24 protein-coding genes and 2 pseudogenes are annotated in these 21,892 nt (G+C 72.7%); 11 read left to right on the top strand and 15 right to left on the bottom strand.

What is annotated here, in order from left to right:
* The first annotated feature begins 173 nt into the window (after nucleotides 1–173).
* Nucleotides 174–1,796: a PucR family transcriptional regulator gene (locus tag CA983_RS00130; protein WP_086598784.1), complete on the top strand. Its 1,623-nt coding sequence runs from the start codon at nucleotides 174–176 to the stop codon at nucleotides 1,794–1,796.
* Nucleotides 1,797–2,330: 534 nt separating this feature from the next.
* Nucleotides 2,331–2,651, top strand: coding sequence for a hypothetical protein (locus CA983_RS00120; RefSeq protein WP_143645427.1), 321 nt, complete (start codon nucleotides 2,331–2,333; stop codon nucleotides 2,649–2,651).
* Between the two features lie 7 nt (nucleotides 2,652–2,658).
* Here CA983_RS00120 and paaE read toward each other — a convergent pair whose 3' ends face one another.
* From paaE to paaA, 5 genes are read right to left on the bottom strand one after another with little or no spacing between them, the layout of a single operon-like run.
* Nucleotides 2,659–3,774 (bottom strand): 1,2-phenylacetyl-CoA epoxidase subunit PaaE, encoded by a 1,116-nt coding sequence (gene paaE, locus CA983_RS00115; RefSeq protein ID WP_244206520.1) that lies wholly within the window; start codon nucleotides 3,772–3,774, stop codon nucleotides 2,659–2,661.
* On the bottom strand, nucleotides 3,774–4,289 hold the full coding sequence (gene paaD, locus CA983_RS00110; protein WP_086598782.1) for a 1,2-phenylacetyl-CoA epoxidase subunit PaaD: 516 nt from the start codon (nucleotides 4,287–4,289) through the stop codon (nucleotides 3,774–3,776). The genes paaE and paaD overlap by 1 nt, the downstream gene beginning before the upstream one ends.
* Nucleotides 4,283–5,110 carry a 1,2-phenylacetyl-CoA epoxidase subunit PaaC gene (paaC, locus tag CA983_RS00105; protein WP_086598781.1) on the bottom strand — a complete coding sequence of 276 codons (828 nt, stop codon included), beginning with the start codon at nucleotides 5,108–5,110 and terminating at the stop codon, nucleotides 4,283–4,285. Before paaC ends, paaD begins: the two co-directional genes overlap by 7 nt.
* A 27-nt stretch (nucleotides 5,111–5,137) precedes the next feature.
* Entirely contained in the window at nucleotides 5,138–5,431 is a 294-nt protein-coding gene (paaB, locus tag CA983_RS00100) for a 1,2-phenylacetyl-CoA epoxidase subunit PaaB (protein WP_086598780.1), read from the bottom strand.
* Entirely contained in the window at nucleotides 5,428–6,414 is a 987-nt protein-coding gene (gene paaA, locus CA983_RS00095; RefSeq protein ID WP_086598779.1) for a 1,2-phenylacetyl-CoA epoxidase subunit PaaA, read from the bottom strand. Before paaA ends, paaB begins: the two co-directional genes overlap by 4 nt.
* A 181-nt stretch (nucleotides 6,415–6,595) precedes the next feature.
* Between paaA and CA983_RS00090 the strand changes: the two genes are divergently transcribed.
* Nucleotides 6,596–6,919, top strand: a complete 324-nt coding sequence (locus CA983_RS00090; RefSeq protein WP_425276405.1) for a phenylacetic acid degradation protein PaaD — start codon at nucleotides 6,596–6,598, stop codon at nucleotides 6,917–6,919.
* Nucleotides 6,916–8,271 carry a phenylacetate--CoA ligase PaaK gene (gene paaK / locus CA983_RS00085; RefSeq protein ID WP_086598778.1) on the top strand — a complete coding sequence of 452 codons (1,356 nt, stop codon included), beginning with the start codon at nucleotides 6,916–6,918 and terminating at the stop codon, nucleotides 8,269–8,271. Before CA983_RS00090 ends, paaK begins: the two co-directional genes overlap by 4 nt.
* A gap of 8 nt (nucleotides 8,272–8,279) precedes the next feature.
* Here the strand turns inward: paaK and CA983_RS00080 are convergent, their stop codons facing one another.
* The 4 genes and pseudogenes from CA983_RS00080 to CA983_RS00065 all read right to left on the bottom strand — a co-directional run bounded on the left by CA983_RS00080 (nucleotide 8,280) and on the right by CA983_RS00065 (nucleotide 11,746).
* Nucleotides 8,280–9,488, bottom strand: a complete 1,209-nt coding sequence (locus CA983_RS00080; protein ID WP_244206519.1) for a PP2C family protein-serine/threonine phosphatase — start codon at nucleotides 9,486–9,488, stop codon at nucleotides 8,280–8,282.
* A gap of 115 nt (nucleotides 9,489–9,603) precedes the next feature.
* The gene (locus CA983_RS00075; RefSeq protein WP_086598777.1) at nucleotides 9,604–10,362 is read right to left on the bottom strand and encodes an IclR family transcriptional regulator; all 759 of its coding nucleotides are present in this window, start codon (nucleotides 10,360–10,362) and stop codon (nucleotides 9,604–9,606) included.
* Between the two features lie 47 nt (nucleotides 10,363–10,409).
* Nucleotides 10,410–11,442 (bottom strand): annotated as a pseudogene (locus tag CA983_RS00070) (LacI family DNA-binding transcriptional regulator).
* A gap of 82 nt (nucleotides 11,443–11,524) precedes the next feature.
* Nucleotides 11,525–11,746 carry a hypothetical protein gene (locus tag CA983_RS00065; protein WP_086598776.1) on the bottom strand — a complete coding sequence of 74 codons (222 nt, stop codon included), beginning with the start codon at nucleotides 11,744–11,746 and terminating at the stop codon, nucleotides 11,525–11,527.
* A gap of 8 nt (nucleotides 11,747–11,754) precedes the next feature.
* On the opposite strand from CA983_RS00065, the gene CA983_RS00060 reads away from it, so the two are divergent.
* From CA983_RS00060 to hypE, 7 genes and pseudogenes are all read left to right on the top strand, one after another.
* The gene (locus CA983_RS00060) at nucleotides 11,755–13,500 is read left to right on the top strand and encodes an enoyl-CoA hydratase-related protein (protein WP_086598775.1); all 1,746 of its coding nucleotides are present in this window, start codon (nucleotides 11,755–11,757) and stop codon (nucleotides 13,498–13,500) included.
* Nucleotides 13,497–14,080, top strand: a pseudogene (locus CA983_RS00055) (hydrogenase maturation protease); the annotation flags it as partial. The gene CA983_RS00060 and the pseudogene CA983_RS00055, both read left to right, overlap by 4 nt.
* A gap of 41 nt (nucleotides 14,081–14,121) precedes the next feature.
* The gene (gene hypB / locus CA983_RS00050; RefSeq protein WP_086598774.1) at nucleotides 14,122–14,859 is read left to right on the top strand and encodes a hydrogenase nickel incorporation protein HypB; all 738 of its coding nucleotides are present in this window, start codon (nucleotides 14,122–14,124) and stop codon (nucleotides 14,857–14,859) included.
* Entirely contained in the window at nucleotides 14,856–17,168 is a 2,313-nt protein-coding gene (gene hypF / locus CA983_RS00045; protein WP_086598773.1) for a carbamoyltransferase HypF, read from the top strand. The genes hypB and hypF overlap by 4 nt, the downstream gene beginning before the upstream one ends.
* Nucleotides 17,169–17,171: 3 nt before the next feature.
* Nucleotides 17,172–17,453 carry a HypC/HybG/HupF family hydrogenase formation chaperone gene (locus tag CA983_RS00040; protein WP_086598772.1) on the top strand — a complete coding sequence of 94 codons (282 nt, stop codon included), beginning with the start codon at nucleotides 17,172–17,174 and terminating at the stop codon, nucleotides 17,451–17,453.
* Nucleotides 17,450–18,592 carry a hydrogenase formation protein HypD gene (gene hypD / locus CA983_RS00035; RefSeq protein WP_086598771.1) on the top strand — a complete coding sequence of 381 codons (1,143 nt, stop codon included), beginning with the start codon at nucleotides 17,450–17,452 and terminating at the stop codon, nucleotides 18,590–18,592. The genes CA983_RS00040 and hypD overlap by 4 nt, the downstream gene beginning before the upstream one ends.
* Nucleotides 18,585–19,655 (top strand): hydrogenase expression/formation protein HypE, encoded by a 1,071-nt coding sequence (hypE, locus tag CA983_RS00030; protein WP_086598770.1) that lies wholly within the window; start codon nucleotides 18,585–18,587, stop codon nucleotides 19,653–19,655. The genes hypD and hypE overlap by 8 nt, the downstream gene beginning before the upstream one ends.
* Before the next feature lie 55 nt (nucleotides 19,656–19,710).
* On the opposite strand, the gene hypA is transcribed toward hypE, so the two are convergent.
* From hypA to CA983_RS00005, 6 genes are all read right to left on the bottom strand, one after another.
* Nucleotides 19,711–20,067: a hydrogenase maturation nickel metallochaperone HypA gene (gene hypA / locus CA983_RS00025; RefSeq protein WP_086598769.1), complete on the bottom strand. Its 357-nt coding sequence runs from the start codon at nucleotides 20,065–20,067 to the stop codon at nucleotides 19,711–19,713.
* A 7-nt stretch (nucleotides 20,068–20,074) separates the two neighbouring features.
* On the bottom strand, nucleotides 20,075–20,224 hold the full coding sequence (locus tag CA983_RS46580; protein WP_167407310.1) for a hypothetical protein: 150 nt from the start codon (nucleotides 20,222–20,224) through the stop codon (nucleotides 20,075–20,077).
* 80 nt (nucleotides 20,225–20,304) lie between these two features.
* Complete coding sequence (locus CA983_RS00020; protein WP_086598768.1) at nucleotides 20,305–20,511, bottom strand: hypothetical protein; 207 nt, start codon at nucleotides 20,509–20,511, stop codon at nucleotides 20,305–20,307.
* 42 nt (nucleotides 20,512–20,553) lie between these two features.
* Nucleotides 20,554–21,150 (bottom strand): DUF5947 family protein, encoded by a 597-nt coding sequence (locus CA983_RS00015; protein WP_086598767.1) that lies wholly within the window; start codon nucleotides 21,148–21,150, stop codon nucleotides 20,554–20,556.
* Nucleotides 21,147–21,686 (bottom strand): NifU family protein, encoded by a 540-nt coding sequence (locus CA983_RS00010; RefSeq protein WP_086598766.1) that lies wholly within the window; start codon nucleotides 21,684–21,686, stop codon nucleotides 21,147–21,149. Before CA983_RS00010 ends, CA983_RS00015 begins: the two co-directional genes overlap by 4 nt.
* Nucleotides 21,679–21,892: nickel-dependent hydrogenase large subunit (locus tag CA983_RS00005; RefSeq protein ID WP_143645426.1), on the bottom strand; the 214-nt coding region annotated here is incomplete at its 5' end. The genes CA983_RS00010 and CA983_RS00005, both read right to left, overlap by 8 nt.

Here is a 21,892-nt window from a genome sequence, read left to right as displayed (position 1 = left end):
GAGCATCCAAGCCCCCGCGAGGGGCGACAACGCGTGATGTGTCCAGCCGGAACGCGTTGTTCGGACGTTGTGTCAACCTCCGAACCCCTCGGGTCCCGCCTTCCCCTGCCGTGGACAGCTCTTGCGCAGGTCAGTGCCGCTTGTCAGAGTGACCGGGCGAGCAGGGAGTCACCGTGAACGAGAACGACCCGAAGGCCCCGGCCGGCCGCGCGCCGACCGTCGCCGACGTACTGGCCCTGCCCGTCCTGGCCGCCGGACAGCCCCAGGTCGTCACCGGGCTGCCGCATCTGGACCGGCCGGTGCGCTGGGTGCACATCACCGAGCTGACGGATCCGGCGTCCTTCCTCAAGGGCGGGGAGCTGGTCCTGACGACGGGCATGCCGCTGCCCGAGGACGCCGCGGGGGTCCGCCGGTACGTCGACGAACTCACCGAGGTGGGAGCGGCCGCCCTGGTCATCGAGCTGGTACGGCGCTACCACCGTCCACCCGACGCCCTCGTGCAGGCCTGCCGCGCCCGGGGGCTCCCGCTGGTCACCCTCGCCCGGGACGTCAACTTCCTGGAGGTCACCCAGGTCGTCCACGCGCTCATCCTCGGCAACCAGGCCGACGCAATGCGCCGGACCCAGCGGATCCACGAGGCGTTCACCGCGCTGACGCTGCGCGGCGCGGGGCCGGAGGAGGTGGTGCACGCGGCGGCGGAGATGAGCGGCCGCACGGTCGTCCTGGAGAACCTGGCGCACCAGGCACTGATCTGCGAGCCGTCGGGGAGCACCGTGCAGGAGGCGCTCACGGGCTGGGAACAGCGGTCCCGGGCCACCGAGCCGGGCGACCACACCGAGGTGGGCGGACCGGAGGGCTGGCTCACCGCGCCGGTCTCCTACCAGGGCGAACGCTGGGGCCGTCTGGCCATGCTCCGGGCTCCCGACGACGGGCCGGCCTTCGGGCCGGAGCACGTCACCGTCCTGGAGAGGACGGCGATGGCGCTGACCGTCGCCCGCCTCATCCACGCCACTCCGTGGGAACACACGGCCCACCGCAACGCCCTGCGGGAACTGGCGGAACAGCGCCACCACTCCCCCGCGGACGCCCGTGCCCGCTGCGCCGCGCTGGGCCTGCCCACCGAGGACAGCCGATACCTGGCGCTCCTCGTCGACCTGGGCCCTGGTGCGTCGGGGACCGAGCCGGAGTCCCGACTGCACCGGGAGCTCAGGGCGGCGGGAATCCCGGCGCTGGTCGGGGAGCTCTCCCCCGGCCGCCTCGGTGTCCTGCCGGCCCTGCGCGCCGACCAGCCCTGGCGTCCGGTGGCCGAGCGTCTGAGCCGCACAGCGCTGGGGCTGTCCCCGGAGGCGCTCGTGAGTGTCGGCTCGGAGGTGGCGGACCTCGCCGACATCCCCCGTTCCTTCCGGGAGGCGGCCCGCGTCATAGAGGCCACCCCGCCCGGCCAGCCCCTTCCCCCGGACCGCTCCTTCCACGAGCTGCCGGACATCGACCTGCGCCGCCTGCTGTACGCCCTGCGCGAGGACACCCGGATCCAGGACTTCACCGAACGGCGGCTCGGCCGGCTCATCGACCACGACACCCGGCACGGCACCGACCTGCTGACGACGCTCGGCCACTACCTCGACGCCGCCGGCAACAAGACCACCGCGGCCCGCCGCGGCGGCCTGTCCCGGGAGACCATGTACCAGCGTCTGCGCACCATCGAACGCCTCCTCGACACCGACCTCGAATCCGGTGAACGGCGCACCGAGCTCCACGTGGCGCTCTCGGCGTTGCGCGTGCTGCGCGCCGGGTGAGCATCAGTCGGGCCGAGGCCCCGCCTGCCGGCCGGCCGCCACTCCTGCGAGCCGTCCGCAGCCTCGCTCTGGAGGGTCAGCGGCGCCCCTCGGGACGCACCGGTCAGGAACAGGTCCGGGTTCTGCGCCGCCCGGAACCTGCAGTAACCGTCGTCGGTCCTGACGACGTTCCAGGTGCCGGCGGCGTTGTCGTTTCCGTCTTGCCGCCGCCCACGTCCTGGATGTGTCCCGCGCCGTCCACGGCGGGCTCGTTCCACCCGGCGGCGCGTCCGTCCCAGGTCTTGTGGACGAGGATCTGGCCGTGCGGGTCCGGCGCGGTGTCGTTCGCGGGATCCGGTGTGGGCACGCCGGTGACGGGGTCAAAGCAGAAGTAGTTGTTCTCGTCGCGGTAGGCGGCATCGTATGACTGTGCAGTCAGACGGGAGTCTGTGGGCGGTGTCGCGCCGCAGTCCGGACTCCGGCACCATCTGTCGAGGGAGGGGTTTCGATGAAGGACGCGTGCAGTGGAAGGGCCGACTGCGGAAGGGCCGGCCGTTGAGTGCCCGCAGGCGGATCGTCGCCGCCTGGGCAGGAGTGTGCCTGGCCGGTCTCGTCGGCACCTATGCGCTCAACACCGGGTCGTCCACGGGCGGTTCGGGCTCCCCCGGGGAGCCGGCGCCGACCGGCACGTATGCCGTCGACTGCCAGGAGATCGCCGACCACATCGCGCAGGCCCGGGCGGAGGCGAGGCGCGAGCACCTGGAAGCGGTCGGGCCGTCGCCGACCACGGGGTACCAGTCGGTCATCGTCGGGGACGTGGCCGTGCCGGAGGCGTGCGCGGAGGAACTCGAAGACCTCGGCGCGGGAACGCCCTGACGCTGACTCAGGTGTCGAAGTCCACCGTCAGCGCGTCGGAGACCGGGAACGACTGGCAGGTGAGGACGTAGCCCGCGTCGACCTCGGCCGGTTCGAGGGCGAAGTTGCGGCGCATGTCGGCCTTGCCGTCGGTGACCAGGGCGCGGCAGGTGCCGCAGACTCCTCCCTTGCAGGCGAACGGCAGGTCGGGGCGGGTCTGCTGGGCGCCTTCCAGGATGGTCCGCTCGCGGGGCAGGGCGGACGTGGTGGAGCGGCCGTCGAGGGTGACGGTGACCTGGCTGACCGGGCCGGAGGGGCCTGCCTCGGCGTGGTGGACCTCGCGTACGGGTTCGTCGTCGGCGTAGAACAGCTCCTGGTGGACGCGGTCGCCCGGTACGCCGAGGCCGGCCAGGACCTCTTGGGCGGCGCGGACCATGCCGTGCGGGCCGCACAGCCACCAGTGGTCGGCGGACTCCACGTCGACCAGCGCGTCGATGAGCGCCGACAGCCGGTCGGCGTCGAGGCGGCCGGAGAGCACCTCGGCCTCACGGGGCTCACGGGAGAGGACGTGCGCGAGCTGGAACCGCGTCGGGTAGAGGTCCTTCAGGTCGGCCAGCTCGTCGGCGAACATCACCGTGCCGGTGCGGCGGTTGCCGTAGAGGAGCGCGACCGTCGAGCGGGAGTCGGCGGCCAGGACGGACTCGGCGATGGACACCATGGGCGTGATGCCCGAGCCGGCCGCGATCAGAACGTGGTGGCCGGGGGTGGTGAGGTCGGGTGTGAAGGCGCCGGTGGGAGCCATCACCTCGACGGTGTCGCCGGGGCGTACCTCGTGCACCAGCCAGGAGGAGAACAGGCCACCGGGCACGACCCGGACGCCGATGCGCGGTGCCGTGCCGACGGGTGAGCAGATCGAGTACGAACGGCGCTCGTCCCGGCCGTCGACCTCGCGCCGCAGGGTGAGCGACTGGCCGGGGGCGAAGGCGAACTCCTCGGCCAGCTCGGCCGGGATGTAGAAGCCGACGGCCACCGCGTCCTCGCACAGCGGCTGCACGGCGGCGACCCGCAGAGGGTGGAAGACCGGACGGCGGCGGGCACGCGCGCGTGCCGCCGGGGCGGGGGCCGGCTCCATCAGGTCCTCCATCAGATCTCCTTGACGTACTCGAACGGCTCGCGGCAGGCGAGGCAGCGCCACAGCGCCTTGCAGGATGTGGCGGCGAAGCGGGAGGTCTCCTCGGTGTCCGCGCTGCCGCAGCGGGGGCAGGTCACGGAGCGGCGGATCGGCGACAGCACGAGCGGAACCGGTCCGGCAGCGCGCGCGGGGGCCGCCCCGGGCGGGGCGATGCCGTGTTCGGCGAGCTTGCGGCGGCCTTCCGGGGTGATCCAGTCGCTGGTCCACGGTGGGTCGAGGACGGTGCGGATTTCCACGCGCGGGTAGCCGGCGTCCTTGAGCCGGGCGGCCACGCCCGCGCGCATCTCGGCCATGGCGGGGCAGCCCGAGTAGGTCGGGGTCAGGCTCGCGACCACCGTCCCGTCCGGATCCATGGACACCTCGCGCAGCACTCCGAGGTCGGCGAGGGTGAGCATGGGCAGTTCGGGGTCGGGCACCTGCTCGGCGATGCGCCGGGCCCGTCGCGCGTCCAGGAGCGTGGTCACCATGTCGCCTCCGGGTGGGCGCGGGCCACGCCCTGCAACTCGGCCAGCAGCGGGGCGAGATGCTCGGTGTGCTCCCCGGCGCGGCCCGAGCCGGGCAGCGGCCGGTAGACGGGCATGGGCAGCCCGGCCGCCTCGGTGACCTGGCTCAGGACGGCGACGACCTCGTCCCGTACGTCGTACGCCGTGAACAACTCGCCGAGGTAGGGCGCCACCTGTTCCAGCGCCCTGCGCGTCCGGCGGTGCGACTCCTCGGTGCCGTCGCCCAGCCGTACCGCCCACTCGGCCGCGTACTGCCGGTGGTAGGCCAGCTCCTTCACGCCCTTGGCGGCGATCGCCGCGAGCACCGGGTCGCGGTGGGCGGCGAGCCGCTCGAAGTGCGCGAGGCGCCAGCTGGAGAACACCAGCAGCCGCACGATCGAGAACGCGAAGTCCCCGTTGGGGAGTTCGGCCAGGCGTACGTTGCGGAACTCGCCGGCGTCGCGGAAGTAGGCGTAGGCGTCCTCACCGCGGCCCGTCCCGTCGACCTGGCCCGCGCGGGAGTACAGCAGGCGGGCCTGGCCGAGCAGGTCGAGGCCGATGTTCGCCAGCGCCACCTCCTCCTCCAGCTCGGGCGCCCGGGTGGTCCACTCGGCCAGCCGCTGGGCCGAGACCAGGGCGTCGTCGGCCAGGGTGACGCAGAGGGCGGCCAGTTCCTGGGCGTCCACGCCGTCGGGGACATCGGTGTCCACGCCCTGCAGGGGGTCCTCGAAGCCGGTGCCGTAGGCCCAGCGGGTGTCGTCCTCGTGTCCCTCGGCGAGGGTCATGTAGACGTGGTCGTCGCTCATGCCTGTTCCTCGATGGCCTCGGTGGGACTAGATGTGCGGGACGTCTTCGGGGATGTCGTAGAAGGTCGGGTGCCGGTAGACCTTGTCGGCGCTCGGCTCGAAGAACGGGTCCTTCTCGTCGCGGGTCGAGGCGGCGATGTGCTCGGAGCGCACCACCCAGATGCTCACGCCCTCGTTGCGCCGGGTGTACAGGTCCCGGGCGTGCGTGAGCGCCATGCGGTCGTCGGCGGCGTGCAGCGAGCCCACATGGACGTGGTTCAGCCCGCGCTTGCCGCGCACGAACACCTCGTACAGCGGCCAGTTCTGCTTCCCGTCGGTCATGCCACCGCTCCCTTCTGCGCGCGGGCGGCCTGCTTGGCCGCGTGGGCGGTGGCCGCCTCACGCACCCAGGCACCCTCCTCATGGGCCGTCCGGCGCCGCTCCGTCCGCTGGGCGTTGCACGGGCCGTCGCCCTTGATGACCCGCATCAGCTCGTCCCAGTCCGGGGTGCCGAAGTCGTGGTGCCCGCGCTCCTCGTTCCAGCGCAGTTCCGGGTCGGGCAGCGTCACACCGAGCTTCTCGGCCTGCGGGACCGTCATGTCGACGAAGCGCTGACGCAGCTCGTCGTTGCTGTGCCGCTTGATCTTCCAGGCCATGGACTGCGCGGAGTTGGGCGAGGCGTCGTCGGGCGGGCCGAACATCATCAACGACGGCCACCACCAGCGGTCCACCGCGTCCTGCACCATCTCCCGCTGCTCCTTGGTGCCGCGCATCATCGTCATCAGCAGCTCGTAGCCCTGCCGCTGGTGGAACGACTCCTCCTTGCAGATCCGCACCATCGCGCGCGCGTAGGGCCCGTACGACGACCGGCACAGCGGCACCTGGTTGCAGATCGCCGCCCCGTCGACGAACCAGCCGATCACCCCGACGTCCGCGAAGCTCAGCGTGGGGTAGTTGAAGATCGAGGAGTACTTCTGGCGGCCCTCGATGAGCCGCTCGGTCAGATCCGCGCGGTCGGCGCCCAGCGTCTCCGCCGCCGAGTACAGATACAGCCCGTGCCCGGCCTCGTCCTGGACCTTCGCGAACAGAATGGCCTTGCGGCGCAGCGACGGGGCACGCGTGATCCACTCGCCCTCCGGCTGCATGCCGATGATCTCCGAGTGCGCGTGCTGCGCGATCTGCCGGACGAGTGTCCTGCGGTAGCCCTCCGGCATCCAGTCACGCGGCTCGATCCGCTGGTCCCGCGCGATCGTCGCCTCGAAATGCCGCTGGAGAACCGGCTCGGCGCCGTCCGCCCCCGGGGGGCTGGAGTGTGTCGTGTCCATCCGTCCCACTTCCCAACCGACCATTCGTTCGGTCCATCATAGAACGACGCCGCGCGCCTTGGTAAGCCCTCGAACTCTTGACAGGCCTCGGGGCGACTGGATTACTTGGCAACGCCGAAGCTAACCGAATGTTCGGTCGGGTCACAAGATGATGCGATCGATCCACGAGGTGGTGCGAGAAGTGACCCATACCGCTGACACGACGCCGGCGGCGGAGGCGATGCTCGCTGCGGACGAGGCCTCCTGTGGCCTGGGCGTCGAGCTGCTGGAGCGCGGTGAGGGGACCGCCGTCCTCCGGATGACCGTGACCCCGGCCGGGGCCGACATCACCTTCGTGACTCCGGCGTACGAGGGCGACGTCCTCGTGGCGCGGACCGAGGAGCGCACGCGGAACGGCTGCAGCGGCCTCTACGACGTGACGGTCCTGCGGGGTGACGAGGTGATCGCGGAGTTCCGGGACCGCAGCCGCAGCATCCGGGGCACGACGTCGAAGGAGTGGGGATGACCAGCGAGACGACGGCCACGACGACCCCGGCGGCTGGGCGGCGGCGGGGCGAGCCCCTCCCCCACGACCTGCTGGACGACGGTGAGCGCCTGACGCGCGAGGAGCTGCGCGAGCTCCAGCTCGACCGGCTGCGCCGGAGCCTGCGGCACGCCTATGACAACGTGGAGACGTACCGGAAGAAGTTCGATGACGCCGGCGTCGTACCTGACGACTGCCGCTCACTGGAGGACCTGTCCCGCTTCCCCTTCACCACCAAGGCGGATCTGCGCGACACCTACCCGTTCGGCATGTTCGCCGTCCCCATGGACCAGGTCCGGCGCGTCCACGCCTCCAGCGGCACCACCGGCCGCCCCACCGTGGTCGGCTACACGGAGAACGACCTGTCGATGTGGGCGGACCTGGTCGCGCGCTCGATCCGCGCCGCGGGTGGCCGCCCCGGGCACAAGGTGCACATCTCCTACGGCTACGGGCTGTTCACCGGGGGCCTCGGCGCGCACTGCGGAGCCGAGCGGGCCGGGTGCACCGTCATCCCCGCCTCGGGAGGCATGACCGCACGCCAGGTGCAGATCATCCAGGACTTTCAGCCCGAGATCATCATGATCACCCCCTCCTACCTGCTCACGCTTCTCGACGAGTTCGAACGCCAGGGCATCGACCCGCGCGACAGCAGCCTGCGCGTGGGCGTCTTCGGCGCCGAGCCGTGGACGGAGGAGATGCGCCGCGAGATCGAGGAGCGCATGGACATCCACGCCGTCGACATATACGGCCTCTCCGAGGTGATCGGCCCGGGTGTCGCCCAGGAGTGCGTGGAGACCAAGGACGGGCTGCACGTGTGGGAGGACCACTTCTACCCCGAGGTCGTCGACCCGGTCACGGGCGAGGTGCTGCCCGAGGGCGAGGAGGGCGAGCTGGTCTTCACGTCCCTCACCAAGGAGGCCCTGCCGGTCGTCCGCTACCGCACCCGCGACCTCACCCGGCTGCTGCCCGGCACGGCCCGGCCCGCTTTCCGCCGCATCCAGAAGATCACCGGCCGCTGCGACGACATGATCATCCTGCGTGGGGTCAACGTCTTCCCCAGCCAGATCGAGGAGATCGTGCTGCGCACGCCCGGCGTCGCCCCGCACTTCCAGATCCAGCTCACCCGGCGCGGCCGCATGGACCACATGACCGTCCGCGTCGAAACCCGCCCCGGCACGCCCGCCGAGCGGCGCGAGGCCGCCGCCCGCGCGATCGCGAAGGACGTCAAGGACGGAGTCGGTGTCACCGTCGACGTGACGATCGTCGAACCGGAGACCCTGGAGCGCTCCGTCGGCAAGCTCCGCCGGGTCAAGGACCTGCGCGAGGAGCGGTGACACCGCCCTCACGGGCAGCACCGCGCCCCGGCAGCGTCGCCGGGAGCGGTCACCTCGGCGGGCACCCCTGATTCGGACGCGGCCGGTTTGCGGATCAGGAGCAGTGCCGCGTCGTCGTGCAGCCGGCCGCCCACATGGGCCAGCAGCTCGTCGTGGAGCGCGTCGAGGGTGCGGGCCGGCTCCTGGGACACGTGGCGCTCCAGTCCTTCGGCGAGCGGATAGAAGGCCCGCCCGTGGTCGCGGGCTTCGGTGACCCCGTCGGTGTAGAGCAGCAGCTGGTCACCGTCGGCGAACGGGAGCGCGTGCAGGCTGGGCGCGTGACCGGCGAGGCCGCGCAGGCCGAGCGGCGGGGACGGGTGGACGGGCTCCACCGGCGTGACGCGACCGCAGGCGCGCACCAGCAGCGGAGGCGTGTGCCCGCAGTTCACCACCTCCAGATGCCCGGCGGCCTGCGGGTACCCGGCGACCACGGCCGTGACGAAGTCGTCGTGACCGAGGTTGCGCGCCAGGCTCCGCTCGATCCTGTCGACCACGGCGAGGAGGTCGGGCTCGTCGTGGGCGGCCTCGCGGAAGACACCGAGCACCAGCGCGGCGGTCCCCACGGCGGGCAGCCCCTTGCCGCGCACGTCACCGACGATCAGCCGCACCCCGTGCGGGGTGGGTATCAGGGCGTAGAGGTCCCCGCCGATACGGGCCTCGGCCGCCGCGGCGCTGTAGCGGACGGCCGCCTGGAACGGTCCGACGGTCGATGGAACGGGCTTGAGCAGCGCGTGCTGGGCTGTCTCCGCGACCGAGCGGACGGCCGCGAGCACCCGTTCCCGGCGCCCCCGCAGGACGCCGGCCAGGCCGCTCGCGAGGGTGACGGCCACCAGGGCGGACAGTACGGCGGCCAGTTCGCGGCCCGGGATGCCGTCCCGGATGCCGAGCGTCGCGCCCAGTGCGACGGCGAGGAGCCCGACCGAGAGGACTCCGCGCGGCCCGTTGGTCGTGGCCGCGAGGGCGGGACCGGCCGCGAGCAGGGGCAGCCAGATCATCCCCGCTCCGCCGGCGAGGTCGACGAGCGCGATGACGGTGACGATCAGTACGGGCAGGACGGGCGTACCGGCGGCCAGCTGCGCGAATGCGCGTCTGCGGGCCGAGGCCCGGGTACCGGCCACTCGGTTTCTGAACGGCCGTACGGCCCAGTGGTCGTCACCAAGGTCTCGGGGGTGGCTCATGTCTGTATCCGTGGTCCTCACCTGTGAGCGGGGCGCCGGGCTGGGCGCGCACCCCTGAAATGTCTGTTTCATCCAGAAAACGGGGTGAGTAGGGACACCGGCAAGGAGCGGATTTTCAGATAGTGAGCGAGAGGCTCCTCGTCACGCGGCTCGCGGTCGGGAGCAGCCGCGCGCTGATCTCCGGCAGCCGGGAGAGCCGGTTCGCAGGCAGTGACACGCCGAGGGAGCCGAGTGTGTCCCCGCTGTAGACAGGGACGGCGACGCAGACCGTGCCCAGGGCGTACTCCTCCAGGTCCGTGACGGCCGGGGCCAGGGGCGAGGTCTCCAGCCGCCGGAGCAGTTCCGGCAGGCTGGTGATCGTCCGCGGTGTGAGGTCGGCGAGGTGGTGGCGCGAGAGGTAGTCCTTGCGGTCCTCCTCGCCCAGTTCCCTGAGCACGGACTTGCCCAGTGCGGTCGCGTGCCCCGCGTCCTCGAAGCCCACCCAGAGATCGACGCGGGGCGTCCCGGGGCCGTCGACGATCTCGGCGACCCGGATCTCGCCCTCCTCGTAGAAGGTGAGATAGGCGGGGGTCGTGAGTTCGTCCCGCAGCGCGGCGAGCGTGGGCCGGACGCGGCTGAGCAGCGCCTGCGCCCGCCCCGTGGTCTGGAGGCTCTGCAACTTGTCGCCGAGGACGAACCCGCCGTCGTCCAGCTTCCGCACGTAGCCGTCGTGCACCAGCGTGCGCAGCAGGTGGTAGGCGGTGGCCAGAGGCAGCCCGGTCTCACGCGCCAGCTGCTTCGCCGGCGCGCCGTTCTGGTGTGCGCTCACCGCCTCCAGCAGCCGCATGGCCCGCTGGACGGAGCCGATGAGCGTAGGGCCGTCTTGCGCACCCATAGGACCAGCGTGCGTCAGCGGTACGGCACGGGCAAGGCCAGGGGCGTCTATCGGGACGGCGGAGGTGCGGTCGAGGCGCGGACCACGAGTTCGGCCGGGGGGTCGTTCGCCGGTGCGGGTTCCACGTCAGGCTTCTCGATGGCCCGCACCAGGAGCCAGAGTCCCTCGCGCGCCACGGCGCCGAACGGCTGGCGCACCGTGGTCAGCGGTGGGCTCACGTACGCGGTGACGGGGATGTCGTCGAAGCCGACCTCGCTGACGTCGTCCGGTACGCGCCGTCCGGCTTCCGTCAGGGCGCGGATCACGCCGATGGCCATGTCGTCGCCGGCGGCGAACACGGCGGTGACGTCACCGTCGGCGGCGAGTGCGCGGCCCGCCGCGTAGCCCGACGCGGCCGACCAGTCGCCGACGAGCACGGTCGGCCGCTCCCGGCCCCGCGCGGTGAGTGCGCTGCGCCAGCCCTCCAGGCGGTCCTGGGCGGCGAACCACCGTTCGGGCCCGGGAGGTGGTGGACCGTCGTGCGGCCGAGGTCCAGCAGGTGTTCGGTGGCCGTGCGCGCGAGGAGTTCGGCGCCGACGCCGGTGGCGACGGTCCGGGTGCCGCCGAAGGTCGCCGGTACTCCCAGGACGAGGACCGGCACGTCGACGCTGAGGGAGACCGCTCCCTCAGCGATGGGCTCGGAGACGACGATGCCGTCCACGCCCTGCTCCAGCAGCGACTCCACGGCGCCGACGACACCTCCGGGGTCGCCTTCGAGCGTGTTGACCACCCGGAGCGCGTATCCCGCGCCCCGCGTGGCCCGCCCGACGCCGATCAGGAGCTACGCGGGCCCGTAGAGGGCGGTGCCGAGGGTGACGACGCCGATGGAGCGGGTCCGCCCGGAGGCCAGTGCCCTGGCCGCGGTGTTCAGCCGGTAGCCGAGTTCCCCGCCCGCGTCCAGCACCGCCGGCGCACCTCGCCGGAGACGTACCGCTCCCCGTTGTGGACCCGCGACCCCGTCTTCTGCGAGACGCCGGCCAGCCGGGCCACGTCCCGGCTGCGCGGCGCGGTTCCGCCGGGCCGTCCTCCTGCTGACGTCATGGGTGTCTTCCTGGGTCCTGCCGGACTGCGGACTGCGGACTGCGGACTGCGGAGTCATACGTACGCAGGGAAACGAGCCGCGTCAAGACGCCGAGCGTCGCCCCGGCCACAACGGATTCTTCAAGTCGCCGGACGGCACGGAGAACTGGATGGCGTACCACGCGAACATCTCGGCGAGCGGCGGCTGCGACACGAACCGCTCGGCCAGGGCACCGCGCAGGCGATCCGGATGGAGCAAGGGGCCCGTGAAGACCGGCGAAACGCCGCCGCGGTTCTTCTCGGGCCTCCCCCGACCGGCGAGCATGCCATGTCATGGACATCTTGCTCGTCGTCAGCGCGTTCAACAGCCTGTCCCAGCGTGTGTACGCGGAACTGTCGGACCAAGGGCACCACGTGGACGTCGTCCTGGCCTCGCACGGCGCCGACGCGGTCCGGGCCGCCGTGGGCGAGGTGCGCCCGGAACTGATCGTCGCGCCGATGCTGAAGTCGGCCCTGCCGGAGGACGTGTGGCAGGAGCACACCTGCCTGATCGTGCACCCGGGACCGCCCGGCGACCGGGGCCCGTCGTCGCTGGACTGGGCGATCGCCGAGGAGGCACCCGAGTGGGGCGTGACGGTGCTCCAGGCCGAGGCGGCGATGGACGCGGGGGACATCTGGGCGGACGCGTCCTTCCCGGTGCCGCCGGCCGGCAAGAGCGACGTGTACCGGGGCGAGGTGGCCGACGCCGCCGCGGGCGCGGTGCTGCTGGCCGTGCGGCGGTTCGCCGACGGATCGTTCAAGCCGCGGCCGCAGAGCGATCCCGGGATCCGTGTGGTGTGGCGGGACTTCTTCCGCCAGGAGCAGCGGCGGATCGACTGGGAGAAAGACAGCACCGAAACGGTACTGCGCAAGCTCCGCGGGGCCGACTCGCAGCCCGGCGTCCTGGACGAGATGTGCGGCCGGGAGGTGTTCCTGCACGGCGGGCACCCCGAGGACCGGCTGCGCGGACGGCCCGGCGAACTGCTCGCCACCCGGTCCGGCGCTCTCTGCCGGGCCACCCGCGACGGCGCGGTGTGGATCCCGGAACTGCGCCCCCGCAAGAACTCCGGCGACCCGGCGCCGTTCCGCCGCCCGGCGGCTTCGGTCCTCGCCTCCTTCCCGGCGCCGCCCGGCAGCGGCCCGGGCATGCCGGGTTCGAACGACCGCCCGTACTGGCTGCCGGAGATCGCCGCCCCGCTCGAACTGCCGCCGAACCGCACCACCTGGTCGGACATCCGCTACCGGCAGCGGGACGACATCGGCTTCCTGTCCTTCTCGTTCCCGGGCGGGGCGATGAGCACCAACCACTGCCGCAGGCTGCTCGCCGCCTACCGGTACGCGCTCACCCGCTCCACCTCGGTGCTGGTGCTCGGCGGCGCCCGCGACTTCTTCTCCAACGGCATCCACCTCAACGTCATCGAGGCGTCGAGCGACCCGGCGGGCGAGTCCTGGTCCAACCTCGTCGCCATGAACGACCTGGTCGAGGCCGTGCTCCGCACCACCGACCGGCTGGTGGTGGCGGCGCTCGGCGGCAACGCGGCGGCAGGCGGTGTCATGCTCGCCCTGGCCGCCGACGAGGTGTGGTGCCGCACGGGCAGCGTCCTCAACCCGCATTACCGGAACATGGGCCTGTACGGGTCGGAGTTCTGGACGTACTCGCTGCCGCGCCGCGTGGGAGCCGAGACGGCCGAGCGGCTGACGAGCGAGGCGTTGCCGGTGAGCGCCGCGACGGCTGCGCGGATCGGGCTGGTGGATCGTCCGGTGCAGGTTCCTTCCCGGGAGTTCGCCACGGAGGTCGAGCGCCTGGCTGCCGATGTGGCCGGCGACCCGGACATCGACCGCCGGATCACCGCCAAGGCCACGGCACGTCACACGGACGAGCTCCAGCGCCCCCTCGCCGAGTACCGGCGGACCGAACTCGCCCGCATGCGTGCCATCTTCTTCGACCCGCAGGCCCCGTACCACGCGCTGCGGTCCGCCTTCGTCCGCAAGGTCCCGAGCGGCTCCGCCCGGCCGCTGGCGACCGAAGGTGCGCGATGAGTGCGCGGCTCCTCGTGGCGGGCGTCGGCAACATCTTCCTCGCGGACGACGCCTTCGGCCCCGAGGTGATCCGCGCCCTGGGACGGCGCCCGCTGCCGCCCGAGGTGCGGGTACGGGACTTCGGCATCCGCGGCATGGACCTCGCGTACGCACTGCTCGACGGCTACGACACGGCCGTCCTGGTCGACGCCGCCGTGCGGGGGCACGAGCCGGGCACCCTGTCGCTGATCGAGCCGAACCTGCCCGACCGCGCCGCGGTCGGCGCCCCGCCCGAGGCGCACGGCATGGACCCGGCGAAGGTCCTCGCCCTGGCCGCCCACCTGGGTGACGAGCCGCTGCCGCGCGTCCTCGTCCTGGCCTGCGAGCCCGAGCTGCGGGCACCCGCCGACGAGGACATCGCCCCGGGTATCAGCGCGACGGTGCGCGAGGCGGTCGGGCGGGCCGCCGCGGCCCTGCACGCCATGGTTCCGGTGCTGCTGGCCGACCCGGCTGCCATGCCCCCGTTGAGCCGCCCGGACGAATCCCCCGCCCTGTCCCCGCCGGGCTGCCGGGCACCGTGAGAGACGGCACCGAGGATCGGTGGCGGACCGATTTCCCCACCGACCGCGAGGAGCGGCGCCCATGTGCGATTCCGTGGACGAGGTCACTCAAGCCGTCCTGGCGAAGAACGACGGTCTGGCCGCGGGCCTGCGCGACGAGCTGGCCCGGCGGGGAGTGAGCGTGGTCAATCTGCTGTCCAGCCCGGGCAGCGGGAAGACGGAACTGCTCGGGCGGGTGCTCGCCAGGGCGGTGGAGCGGGGATTTGCGGTGGCCGCGCTCACCGCCGACCTGGCGACCGAGAACGACGCCGACCGGCTGGCCCGTTCGGGAGCCCCGGTGAAGCAGCTGCTGACCGACGGGCTGTGTCATCTGGAGGCCCGGCAGCTGCGCGGCCATGTGGAGAGCTGGCTGCCCGAGGACACCTCGCTGCTGTTCGTGGAGAACGTCGGCAACCTCGTCTGCCCGGCGTCCTACGACCTCGGCGAGAGTCTGCGGATCGTGCTCATGGCGGTGACGGAGGGCGAGGACAAGCCGCTGAAGTACCCGACGGCCTTCGGGTCCGCCCATCTGGTGGTGCTGACCAAGACCGACCTGGCCGGACCCGCCGGGTTCGACGAGACCGCCTTCGACGCCCACGTCCAGCGGGTCAACCCCGGGGTGGAGGTGCTGCGGTCCTGCGCGCGCACCGGCGCCGGCGTCGACGCTCTTCTGGAGCGGGTGCTCGCCGTACGGGACGGGGCCCCGGTGCACCGGCCTCCTCTGGCGCCCCGCCCGCACACCCACACCCATGAGGGCGCCGAAGCCGGCCTCGTCTCGTGACAGCGCCCGCCACACAGGCGGTGCGCCGCCGCGTCACCGTGCGCGGCACCGTGCAGGGGGTGGGCTTCCGGCCCTTCGTGCACCGCCTGGCCACCGGTCTCTCGCTCGCGGGGTTCGTGAGCAACACGGCGAACGGTGTCCTCATCGAGGTGGAGGGTCCGCCGGACCGTGTCGCCGACTTCTGCGACCGGCTGGCGACCGAGCCTCCGCCGTTGGCCGCCCTCACCGGTGTCGGGTTCGAGGACCTGCCCGTCAGCGGCGCCGACGGCACCTTCACCATCCGCTCCACCGACCGCTCCCCCGGCCGCACCCTCCTCCCGCCCGACACGGCGACCTGCGCCGACTGTCTGCGGGACCTGACCGATCCGGCCGACCGCCGGCACCGGCACCCGTTCGTCACCTGCACGCACTGCGGGCCCCGCTTCACCATCGCCACGGGCATGCCGTACGACCGGGCGGTCACCACCATGGCCGGCTTCCCGATGTGCGCCGACTGCGCCCGGGAGTACGGCGATCCACTCGACCGGCGCTTCCACGCCCAGCCCGTGGCGTGCCCCCGCTGCGGTCCCCGGCTGCGCCTGCTGCCGACGCCGGGGAGCGACGTCCGCCCGGCACGGGACGCCGACGCACTCGCGACGGCACGCGCACTGCTGGCCGCCGGGCGGATCGTCGCCGTCAAAGGCCTCGGCGGCTACCACCTGGCGTGCGACGCGACCGACGCGCGGGCCGTCGAGACGCTGCGCACCCGCAAGGCGCGCGGCGGCAAGCCGTTCGCGGTGATGTGCGCGGACCTGGACGCCGTACGGCGGATCGCCGCGCTCTCCGCGCCCGAACTGGCCGCCCTCACCAGCCCCCGGCGCCCCATCGTCCTGCTCCGCCGACGGGCGGAGCAGGCGGGCCTCGCGCCCGGCGTCTGCCCCGGCAGCCCCCACCTCGGCGTCATGCTGCCCTACACGCCCGTGCACACCCTGCTGTTCGGCCTGCCCGGAGATCCGCCGGGACCGCGTGTGCTGGTCATGACGAGCGGCAACCGCTCCGGCGAACCGATCGTCACGGACGACGACGAGGCACTGACCCGGCTCGCCGGGCTGGCCGACGCGTGGCTCGCCCACGACCGGCCCATCGCCTCGCCGTGCGACGACTCCCTGCTGCGGGTGCGCCCCGACGGCAGCGAGCAGGTGCTGCGCCGCTCCCGGGGGTTCGTGCCCCGCCCGCTGCGGCTGCCGGTCCCGGTGCGGCCCGCGCTCGCCGTGGGCGGTGATCTCAAGAACGCCCTGTGTCTCGGCGAGGGCGACCACGCCTGGTTCGGCCCGCACATCGGCGACATGGGCGATCTGACCACTCTGGAGGCGGCCAGTCGGGCGGAGGCGCACATGCGGTGCCTGACCGGCGTCGCCCCAGAAGTCGTCGCCGCGGACCGGCACCCCGGATACCACTCGGTGAGGTGGGCCGCCCGACTGGCCGGGCACGCCCCTGTGCTGGTCCAGCACCACCACGCGCACATCGCCTCCGCGATGGCCGAGCACGGCCTCGACGGCACCGCACCCGTGATCGGCGTCGCCTTCGACGGCACGGGCTACGGCGACGACGGCACCGTCTGGGGCGGCGAGATGCTGCTCGCCGACTACAGCGGCTTCCGGCGCTACGCCCACCTCGCCCCCGCCCCGCTGCCCGGCGGCGACGCGGGAGTGGCCAACCCGTGCCGTTCGGCGCTGGCCCGGCTGTGGGCGGCGGGCCTGCCGTGGGACCCGGGCCTGCCCTGCGTCAAAGCCTGTGCGCCTGATGAACTGACGCTTCTTCAAAGGCAGTTGGAGCGTGGCCTGGCCTGCGTGGCGACCTCCAGCATGGGCCGGCTCTTCGACGCCGTGTCGTCGCTCGTCGGCGTGTGCCATCGCGCGGGGTACGAGGCCCAGGCCGCCCTGGAACTGGAGGCCGCGGCCGCTTCGGCCTGGGACGCCGAGACCTCGGCGTACGCCTTCGCCGACCCTCTCGACCCGGCGCCCGTGCTCGGCGCACTGGTCGCCGATCTGCGGCGCGGCACCCCGGCCCCCGTGCTCGCCGCCCGCTTCCACCGCGCGGTGGCACGGGCCGTCGCGGAGATCTGCCGGCGTGCGCGCCGGGACACCGGCCTGGCCACCGTCGCCCTCAGCGGCGGGGTCTTCGCCAACGCGCTCCTGGAGGAGGAGTGCACACGGCTGCTGGCCGACGACGGCTTCTCCGTGCTCCGCCACGGCGAAGTCCCCCCGAACGACGGCGGATTGGCCCTCGGCCAGCTGGTGGTCGCGGCGCACCGACGACAGGAGGAGTGACCCATGTGTTTGGCAGTGCCCGGCAAGGTCGTGGCCATCGACGACAGCGCGGATCCGCTCACCGGACTGATCGACTTCGGCGGAGTGCGGAAACAGGCGTGTCTGGAGTACGTGTCTGACGTGCGGGTGGGCGAGTACGTCATCGTGCATGTCGGCTTCGCGCTCCAGCGCCTGGACGAGGAATCGGCCCTGGCCTCGCTGAAGCTGTTCGAGGAACTGGGGCTGCTGGAGGAGGAGTTCGGCGACGCCTGGGAGCAGGCGGCGAAGGAGGCGGGAACGGCGTGAAGTACATCGACGAGTTCAACGACCCGGATCTGGCGCGGCGGCTGCTGGACGAGATCCAGGCCACCGTGACCCGGCCGTGGGCCCTGATGGAGGTGTGCGGCGGGCAGACCCACTCGATCATCCGGCACGGCATCGACCAACTGCTCCCCGAGCAGGTCGAGTTGATCCACGGCCCCGGCTGCCCCGTCTGCGTCACACCGCTGGAGGTCATCGACAAGGCGCTGGAGATCGCCTCGAGGCCCGGGGTGATCTTCTGTTCCTTCGGCGACATGCTCCGGGTGCCGGGCACCGGCCGCGACCTGTTCCGGGTCAAGGGCGAGGGCGGCGACGTGCGCGTGGTCTACTCGCCGCTCGACGCCCTGGAGCTGGCCCGTCGCCACCCCGACCGGGAGGTGGTGTTCTTCGCGATCGGCTTCGAGACCACGGCCCCGGCCAACGCGATGGCCGTGCACCAGGCGCGCCGGCTGGGTCTGAGCAACTTCAGCCTGCTGGTGTCGCATGTGCGGGTGCCCCCGGCCGTCGAGGCGATCATGACGGCTCCGGCCTGCCGGGTGCAGGGTTTCCTGGCCGCCGGGCATGTGTGCAGCGTGATGGGCACGACGGAGTACCCGGAGCTGGCCGAGCGGTTCGGTGTGCCGATGGTGGTGACCGGGTTCGAGCCGCTGGACATCCTGGAGGGCATCCGCCGGGCGGTCCGCCAGTTGGAACGCGGCGAGCACCGGGTGGAGAACGCGTATCCGCGTGCCGTGCGCGAGGAGGGCAATCCGGCCGCCGTGCGCATGATCGAGGAGGTGTTCGAGGTCACCGACCGGTCCTGGCGCGGTATCGGGCGGATCCCGGCCAGTGGCTGGCGGCTGCGCGACGCCTTCCGCGCGTACGACGCCGAGCACCGCTTCGACGTCACGGGGATCCGTACCGAGGAGCCGGCGGAGTGCCGCAGCGGGGAGGTGCTCCAGGGGCTGATCAAGCCGACCGAGTGCGCCGCGTTCGGCACCACCTGCACCCCGCGCAGCCCGCTCGGCGCCACCATGGTCTCGAGCGAGGGCGCCTGCGCGGCCTACTACCTGTACCGCCGGATGAACGCCCCGACGCCGCAAGCCGGCCGGGCCACACAGGAAGAGGTGGCTCCCGTTGCCTGAACAACGCGCCGGTGTGGTCGACCCGGCCGCCTGGACCTGCCCCGCCCCACTGCGCGACCAGGGTGTCGTGGTGATGGGGCACGGCGGGGGCGGATCCTTGTCGGCGGAGCTGATGGAGCAGGTCTTCACCCCCGCCTACGGCAATGCCACGCTCGCCGGTCTCGCCGACTCCGCCGTCCTCGAACTGGGCGGCGTGCGGCTGGCCTTCTCCACCGACTCCTACGTGGTCCGGCCGCTGTTCTTCCCCGGCGGGGGCCTGGGGGACCTCGCGGTCAACGGCACCGTGAACGACCTGGCGATGAGCGGTGCGCGGCCCGCGTATCTCTCCGCCGCGTTCGTCCTGGAGGAGGGCGTGGAGCTGACGGTCGTCGAACGGATCGCACGCTCCATGGGGGCGGCGGCCGAGGCGGCCGGGGTCACCATCGCCACGGGCGACACCAAGGTGGTGGAGTCCGGGCACGGCGACGGTGTGTACGTCACCACCGCCGGTGTCGGGCTCGTCCCCGACGAGGTGGACATCCGGCCCCAGCGTGCGCGGCCCGGGGATGCCGTGATCGTCAGCGGGCCGATCGGTCTGCACGGGGTGGCGATCATGAGCGTACGGGAGGGGCTGGAGTTCGGGGTCGAGGTCGCCAGCGACACCGCGCCCCTTGCGGATCTGGTGGCCGCGATGCTGGCCGTCACCTCCGACATCCATGTGCTGCGCGACCCCACCAGGGGCGGCCTGGCGGCGTCCCTCAACGAGATCGCCCGCGCCTCGGGGACCGGGGTCCGGCTTCAGGAGCGCGCCATTCCGGTGCCGGACGCGGTGGCGAACGCCTGCGGGTTCCTCGGGCTCGACCCCCTCTACGTCGCCAACGAGGGGCGGCTCGTCGCCTTCGTGCCCCCGTCGGCGGCGGACGAGGTCCTCGCGGCGATGCGCAACCACCCGCAGGGTGCCGGGGCCACGCGGATCGGCGAGTGCGTCGCCGATCATCCCGGCATGGTCGTGGCCGCCACCGGCCTGGGCGGCACGCGGGTGGTGGATCTGCCGCTCGGCGAGCAGTTGCCGCGTATCTGCTGATCCGGTCCGGACACGAGTGGGACCCCGCCGACCTGCTCGGCGGGGTCCGCTCGCGCTATGCCGGGGCCGGTGACGGCTCGATCCCGGCGATCTCCAGCTCCCGGCCGCTGCGCAGGTCGCTGGAGGGCTGGTCGCAGCTCGGGCACCAGAAGAACGGGGGCATGCCCACCGGGAACTCCTTTGCGCACGGACCGCACCAGGCCTGCGCGGAGACCTGCTCGACCACGAGCCGTGCCCCGGAGAGGGCGGTGCCGTCGCGGGCCACCTCGAAGGCGAAGTCCAGGGCGTCGGGGACGACGCCCGCCAGTTCGCCGACCCGGACGGTCACCGCCGAGACGGCGCCCGTCCCGTCCGCCCGGGCCAGCTCGCCGGCGCGCTCGATGATCGCGGTCGCGATCGACAGTTCGTGCACGGCCGGCTCACGGGTAGCGGTGGCCGGCGCGGAAACCGCCGGCCATCCGCCAGATCCGCACCTCCCGCCTCAGGCTGGGAAACTCCCAGCACAACAGTGCCAGGGCCACACCGCCCACCAGGGCGGCCTCGGCCTTCAGCACCCGCTGTCCGCTCATTCCGCCTCGCCTGCGCGCGACGGGTCTGCGTGCTCGTCGGACCTTCATTGCGGCGACTCCCTGCTCTCTCATCACGGCTCTCATCCCGGCGAGATGTTCGGCATGGTCTCCGCGAGGGCGTCATGCCGCTTCCAGTGGATCCCCGTGGAGCGGCGCGCGTCAGCGGTGCCGTCCTCGTGGTGCCCCTTCTGCTCGTCGTACCGTCCCTTGTTGCCCTGGTGCATCCCGGCGACGTGCGCGGGGGTGTCGGGCTTCGCCTGGGCACGGCCCACTCTGATGCTGCCCATGGGGTGTTCTCCTTCCTCGCCTCCGACCTGCGGAGTGCGTGTTCATGGCCGCTCGGTGAGCTCCTCGAAGAACCGCTCGACGGCCGGCCAGACCCGGCCTCCGCCGGACAGTCCGCGCCACTCACTTCGTACGACGGCGACCATCCGGTAGCAGTCGTCGATCGGCACGATCCAGTGGTGGTCGAGGCCGTGGACGGTGTTCACCAGCAGGGCCTCCACCTCGGGTTCCACGGTGGCGAGCTGCGGACACGTCCCGGCCAGCTCCTGCCAGGCCGCCGCGTCCACCTCCCACCTCATGGCTCCGGCCGGGCTCGGGCCCTGCGCGGTGACCGTGCCGTCCATCCGGGGCACGAAGAAGACCAGGCCGACCGGGACGCCCAGTACCGTCGTGTCGACGTGGGGCAGCCGGACCCGGCGCCGGGGCACGAGCCGGTAGTGCCCGGCGCCCGCCCCGGCCCCGGCGAACAGCACCGAGCAGGGGCCGCAGACGCAGCGCACCTCGTCCTGCCCGATGTCGTAGAGATGGGCGTGCTCGTCGGCGACGGGTGCGGCGCACAGGTCGCACACCTCCGCCACGGCCGCCGTCGTGCGGTCGGCCGCGGAGCGGATGAGCCGGGCCAGCGCCCCATCGGTGGTCACCGTGCGCCTCGGTGCGTCAGCGTGGTCAGGGGGACGAACGCGGGAGCCGGCGCGCTCGGCAGCGGCTCCACCGCCGTCAGGTCGGGAGCGACGGCGAGCACCGCCTCACGTACCGCGTCGGTGACGTCGGAGCCTCCACCGCCGCAGCCGGAGCCGCAGCCGCCGCCCGTTTTCAGGCGCACCCGGCCGACCTGCCCTTCCATACCGGCCCATTCCACGTCGCCGCCCCGTTCCCGTACTGCGGGCCGCAGCCGTTCGACCGCGCGGGCCGCCCGGCGCTCGGGGGGCTCGGGGTGGATGTCGTGCAGCACCAGCAGGTGGCCCAGCAGCTCGTCGTCGGCCAGGCGCTCCGCGAGCTGCTGGTCCGCCTCGTCCAGGACGCGGGCCAGGGCCTCGCCGTAGACCTCGGTCAGCAGCCGGACCGCCTCCGTGGCGGCGCCGGGGAGGGGTTCGAGGCCTTCCAGCACCTCGTCGAGCCGGGCGAGCCGGGCCTCGACGTCCGGGTCGGCCAGCCGTGTTCCGGCGGCCTCAGCCATGGTTCGCTCCGTAGGTGGGCGAGTGCAGGGTGGTCAGCGTCTTGCCCTTGCCGACGTACATGTGCACACCGCACGGCAGGCAGGGGTCGAAGCTGCGGACGGTGCGCATGATGTCGACGCCCTTGAAGTCGTCCGGCCCGTTCTCCTCGAAGACGGGCTGGCCCTGGACGGCGTCCTCGTACGGGCCGGGGGTGCCGTACATGTCC

This window comes from Streptomyces swartbergensis, from assembly GCF_002148965.1.
Classification (GTDB): Bacteria; Actinomycetota; Actinomycetes; order Streptomycetales; family Streptomycetaceae; genus Streptomyces; species Streptomyces swartbergensis.
The sequence above is the reverse complement of the archived record's forward strand: the minus strand, read 5'-3'. Positions and strand labels throughout refer to the sequence as shown.

Bases quoted from the DNA above. Each gene is read 5' to 3' on its own strand.
- paaD (WP_086598782.1), bottom strand. From the start codon at position 4,289: ATGGTGACCACGCTCCTGGACGCGCGACGGGCCCGGCGCATCGCCGAG.
- hypB (WP_086598774.1), top strand. From the start codon at position 14,122: ATGTGCGATTCCGTGGACGAGGTCACTCAAGCCGTCCTGGCGAAGAAC.
- CA983_RS46580 (WP_167407310.1), bottom strand. From the start codon at position 20,224: ATGAGCGGACAGCGGGTGCTGAAGGCCGAGGCCGCCCTGGTGGGCGGT.
- paaE (WP_244206520.1), bottom strand. From the start codon at position 3,774: ATGGAGGACCTGATGGAGCCGGCCCCCGCCCCGGCGGCACGCGCGCGT.
- CA983_RS00075 (WP_086598777.1), bottom strand. From the start codon at position 10,362: ATGGGTGCGCAAGACGGCCCTACGCTCATCGGCTCCGTCCAGCGGGCC.
- paaA (WP_086598779.1), bottom strand. From the start codon at position 6,414: ATGGACACGACACACTCCAGCCCCCCGGGGGCGGACGGCGCCGAGCCG.
- CA983_RS00020 (WP_086598768.1), bottom strand. From the start codon at position 20,511: ATGGGCAGCATCAGAGTGGGCCGTGCCCAGGCGAAGCCCGACACCCCC.
- paaB (WP_086598780.1), bottom strand. From the start codon at position 5,431: ATGACCGACGGGAAGCAGAACTGGCCGCTGTACGAGGTGTTCGTGCGC.
- CA983_RS00040 (WP_086598772.1), top strand. From the start codon at position 17,172: ATGTGTTTGGCAGTGCCCGGCAAGGTCGTGGCCATCGACGACAGCGCG.
- CA983_RS00060 (WP_086598775.1), top strand. From the start codon at position 11,755: ATGGACATCTTGCTCGTCGTCAGCGCGTTCAACAGCCTGTCCCAGCGT.
- CA983_RS00080 (WP_244206519.1), bottom strand. From the start codon at position 9,488: ATGAGCCACCCCCGAGACCTTGGTGACGACCACTGGGCCGTACGGCCG.
- CA983_RS00065 (WP_086598776.1), bottom strand. From the start codon at position 11,746: ATGCTCGCCGGTCGGGGGAGGCCCGAGAAGAACCGCGGCGGCGTTTCG.
- paaC (WP_086598781.1), bottom strand. From the start codon at position 5,110: ATGAGCGACGACCACGTCTACATGACCCTCGCCGAGGGACACGAGGAC.
- paaK (WP_086598778.1), top strand. From the start codon at position 6,916: ATGACCAGCGAGACGACGGCCACGACGACCCCGGCGGCTGGGCGGCGG.
- CA983_RS00010 (WP_086598766.1), bottom strand. From the start codon at position 21,686: ATGGCTGAGGCCGCCGGAACACGGCTGGCCGACCCGGACGTCGAGGCC.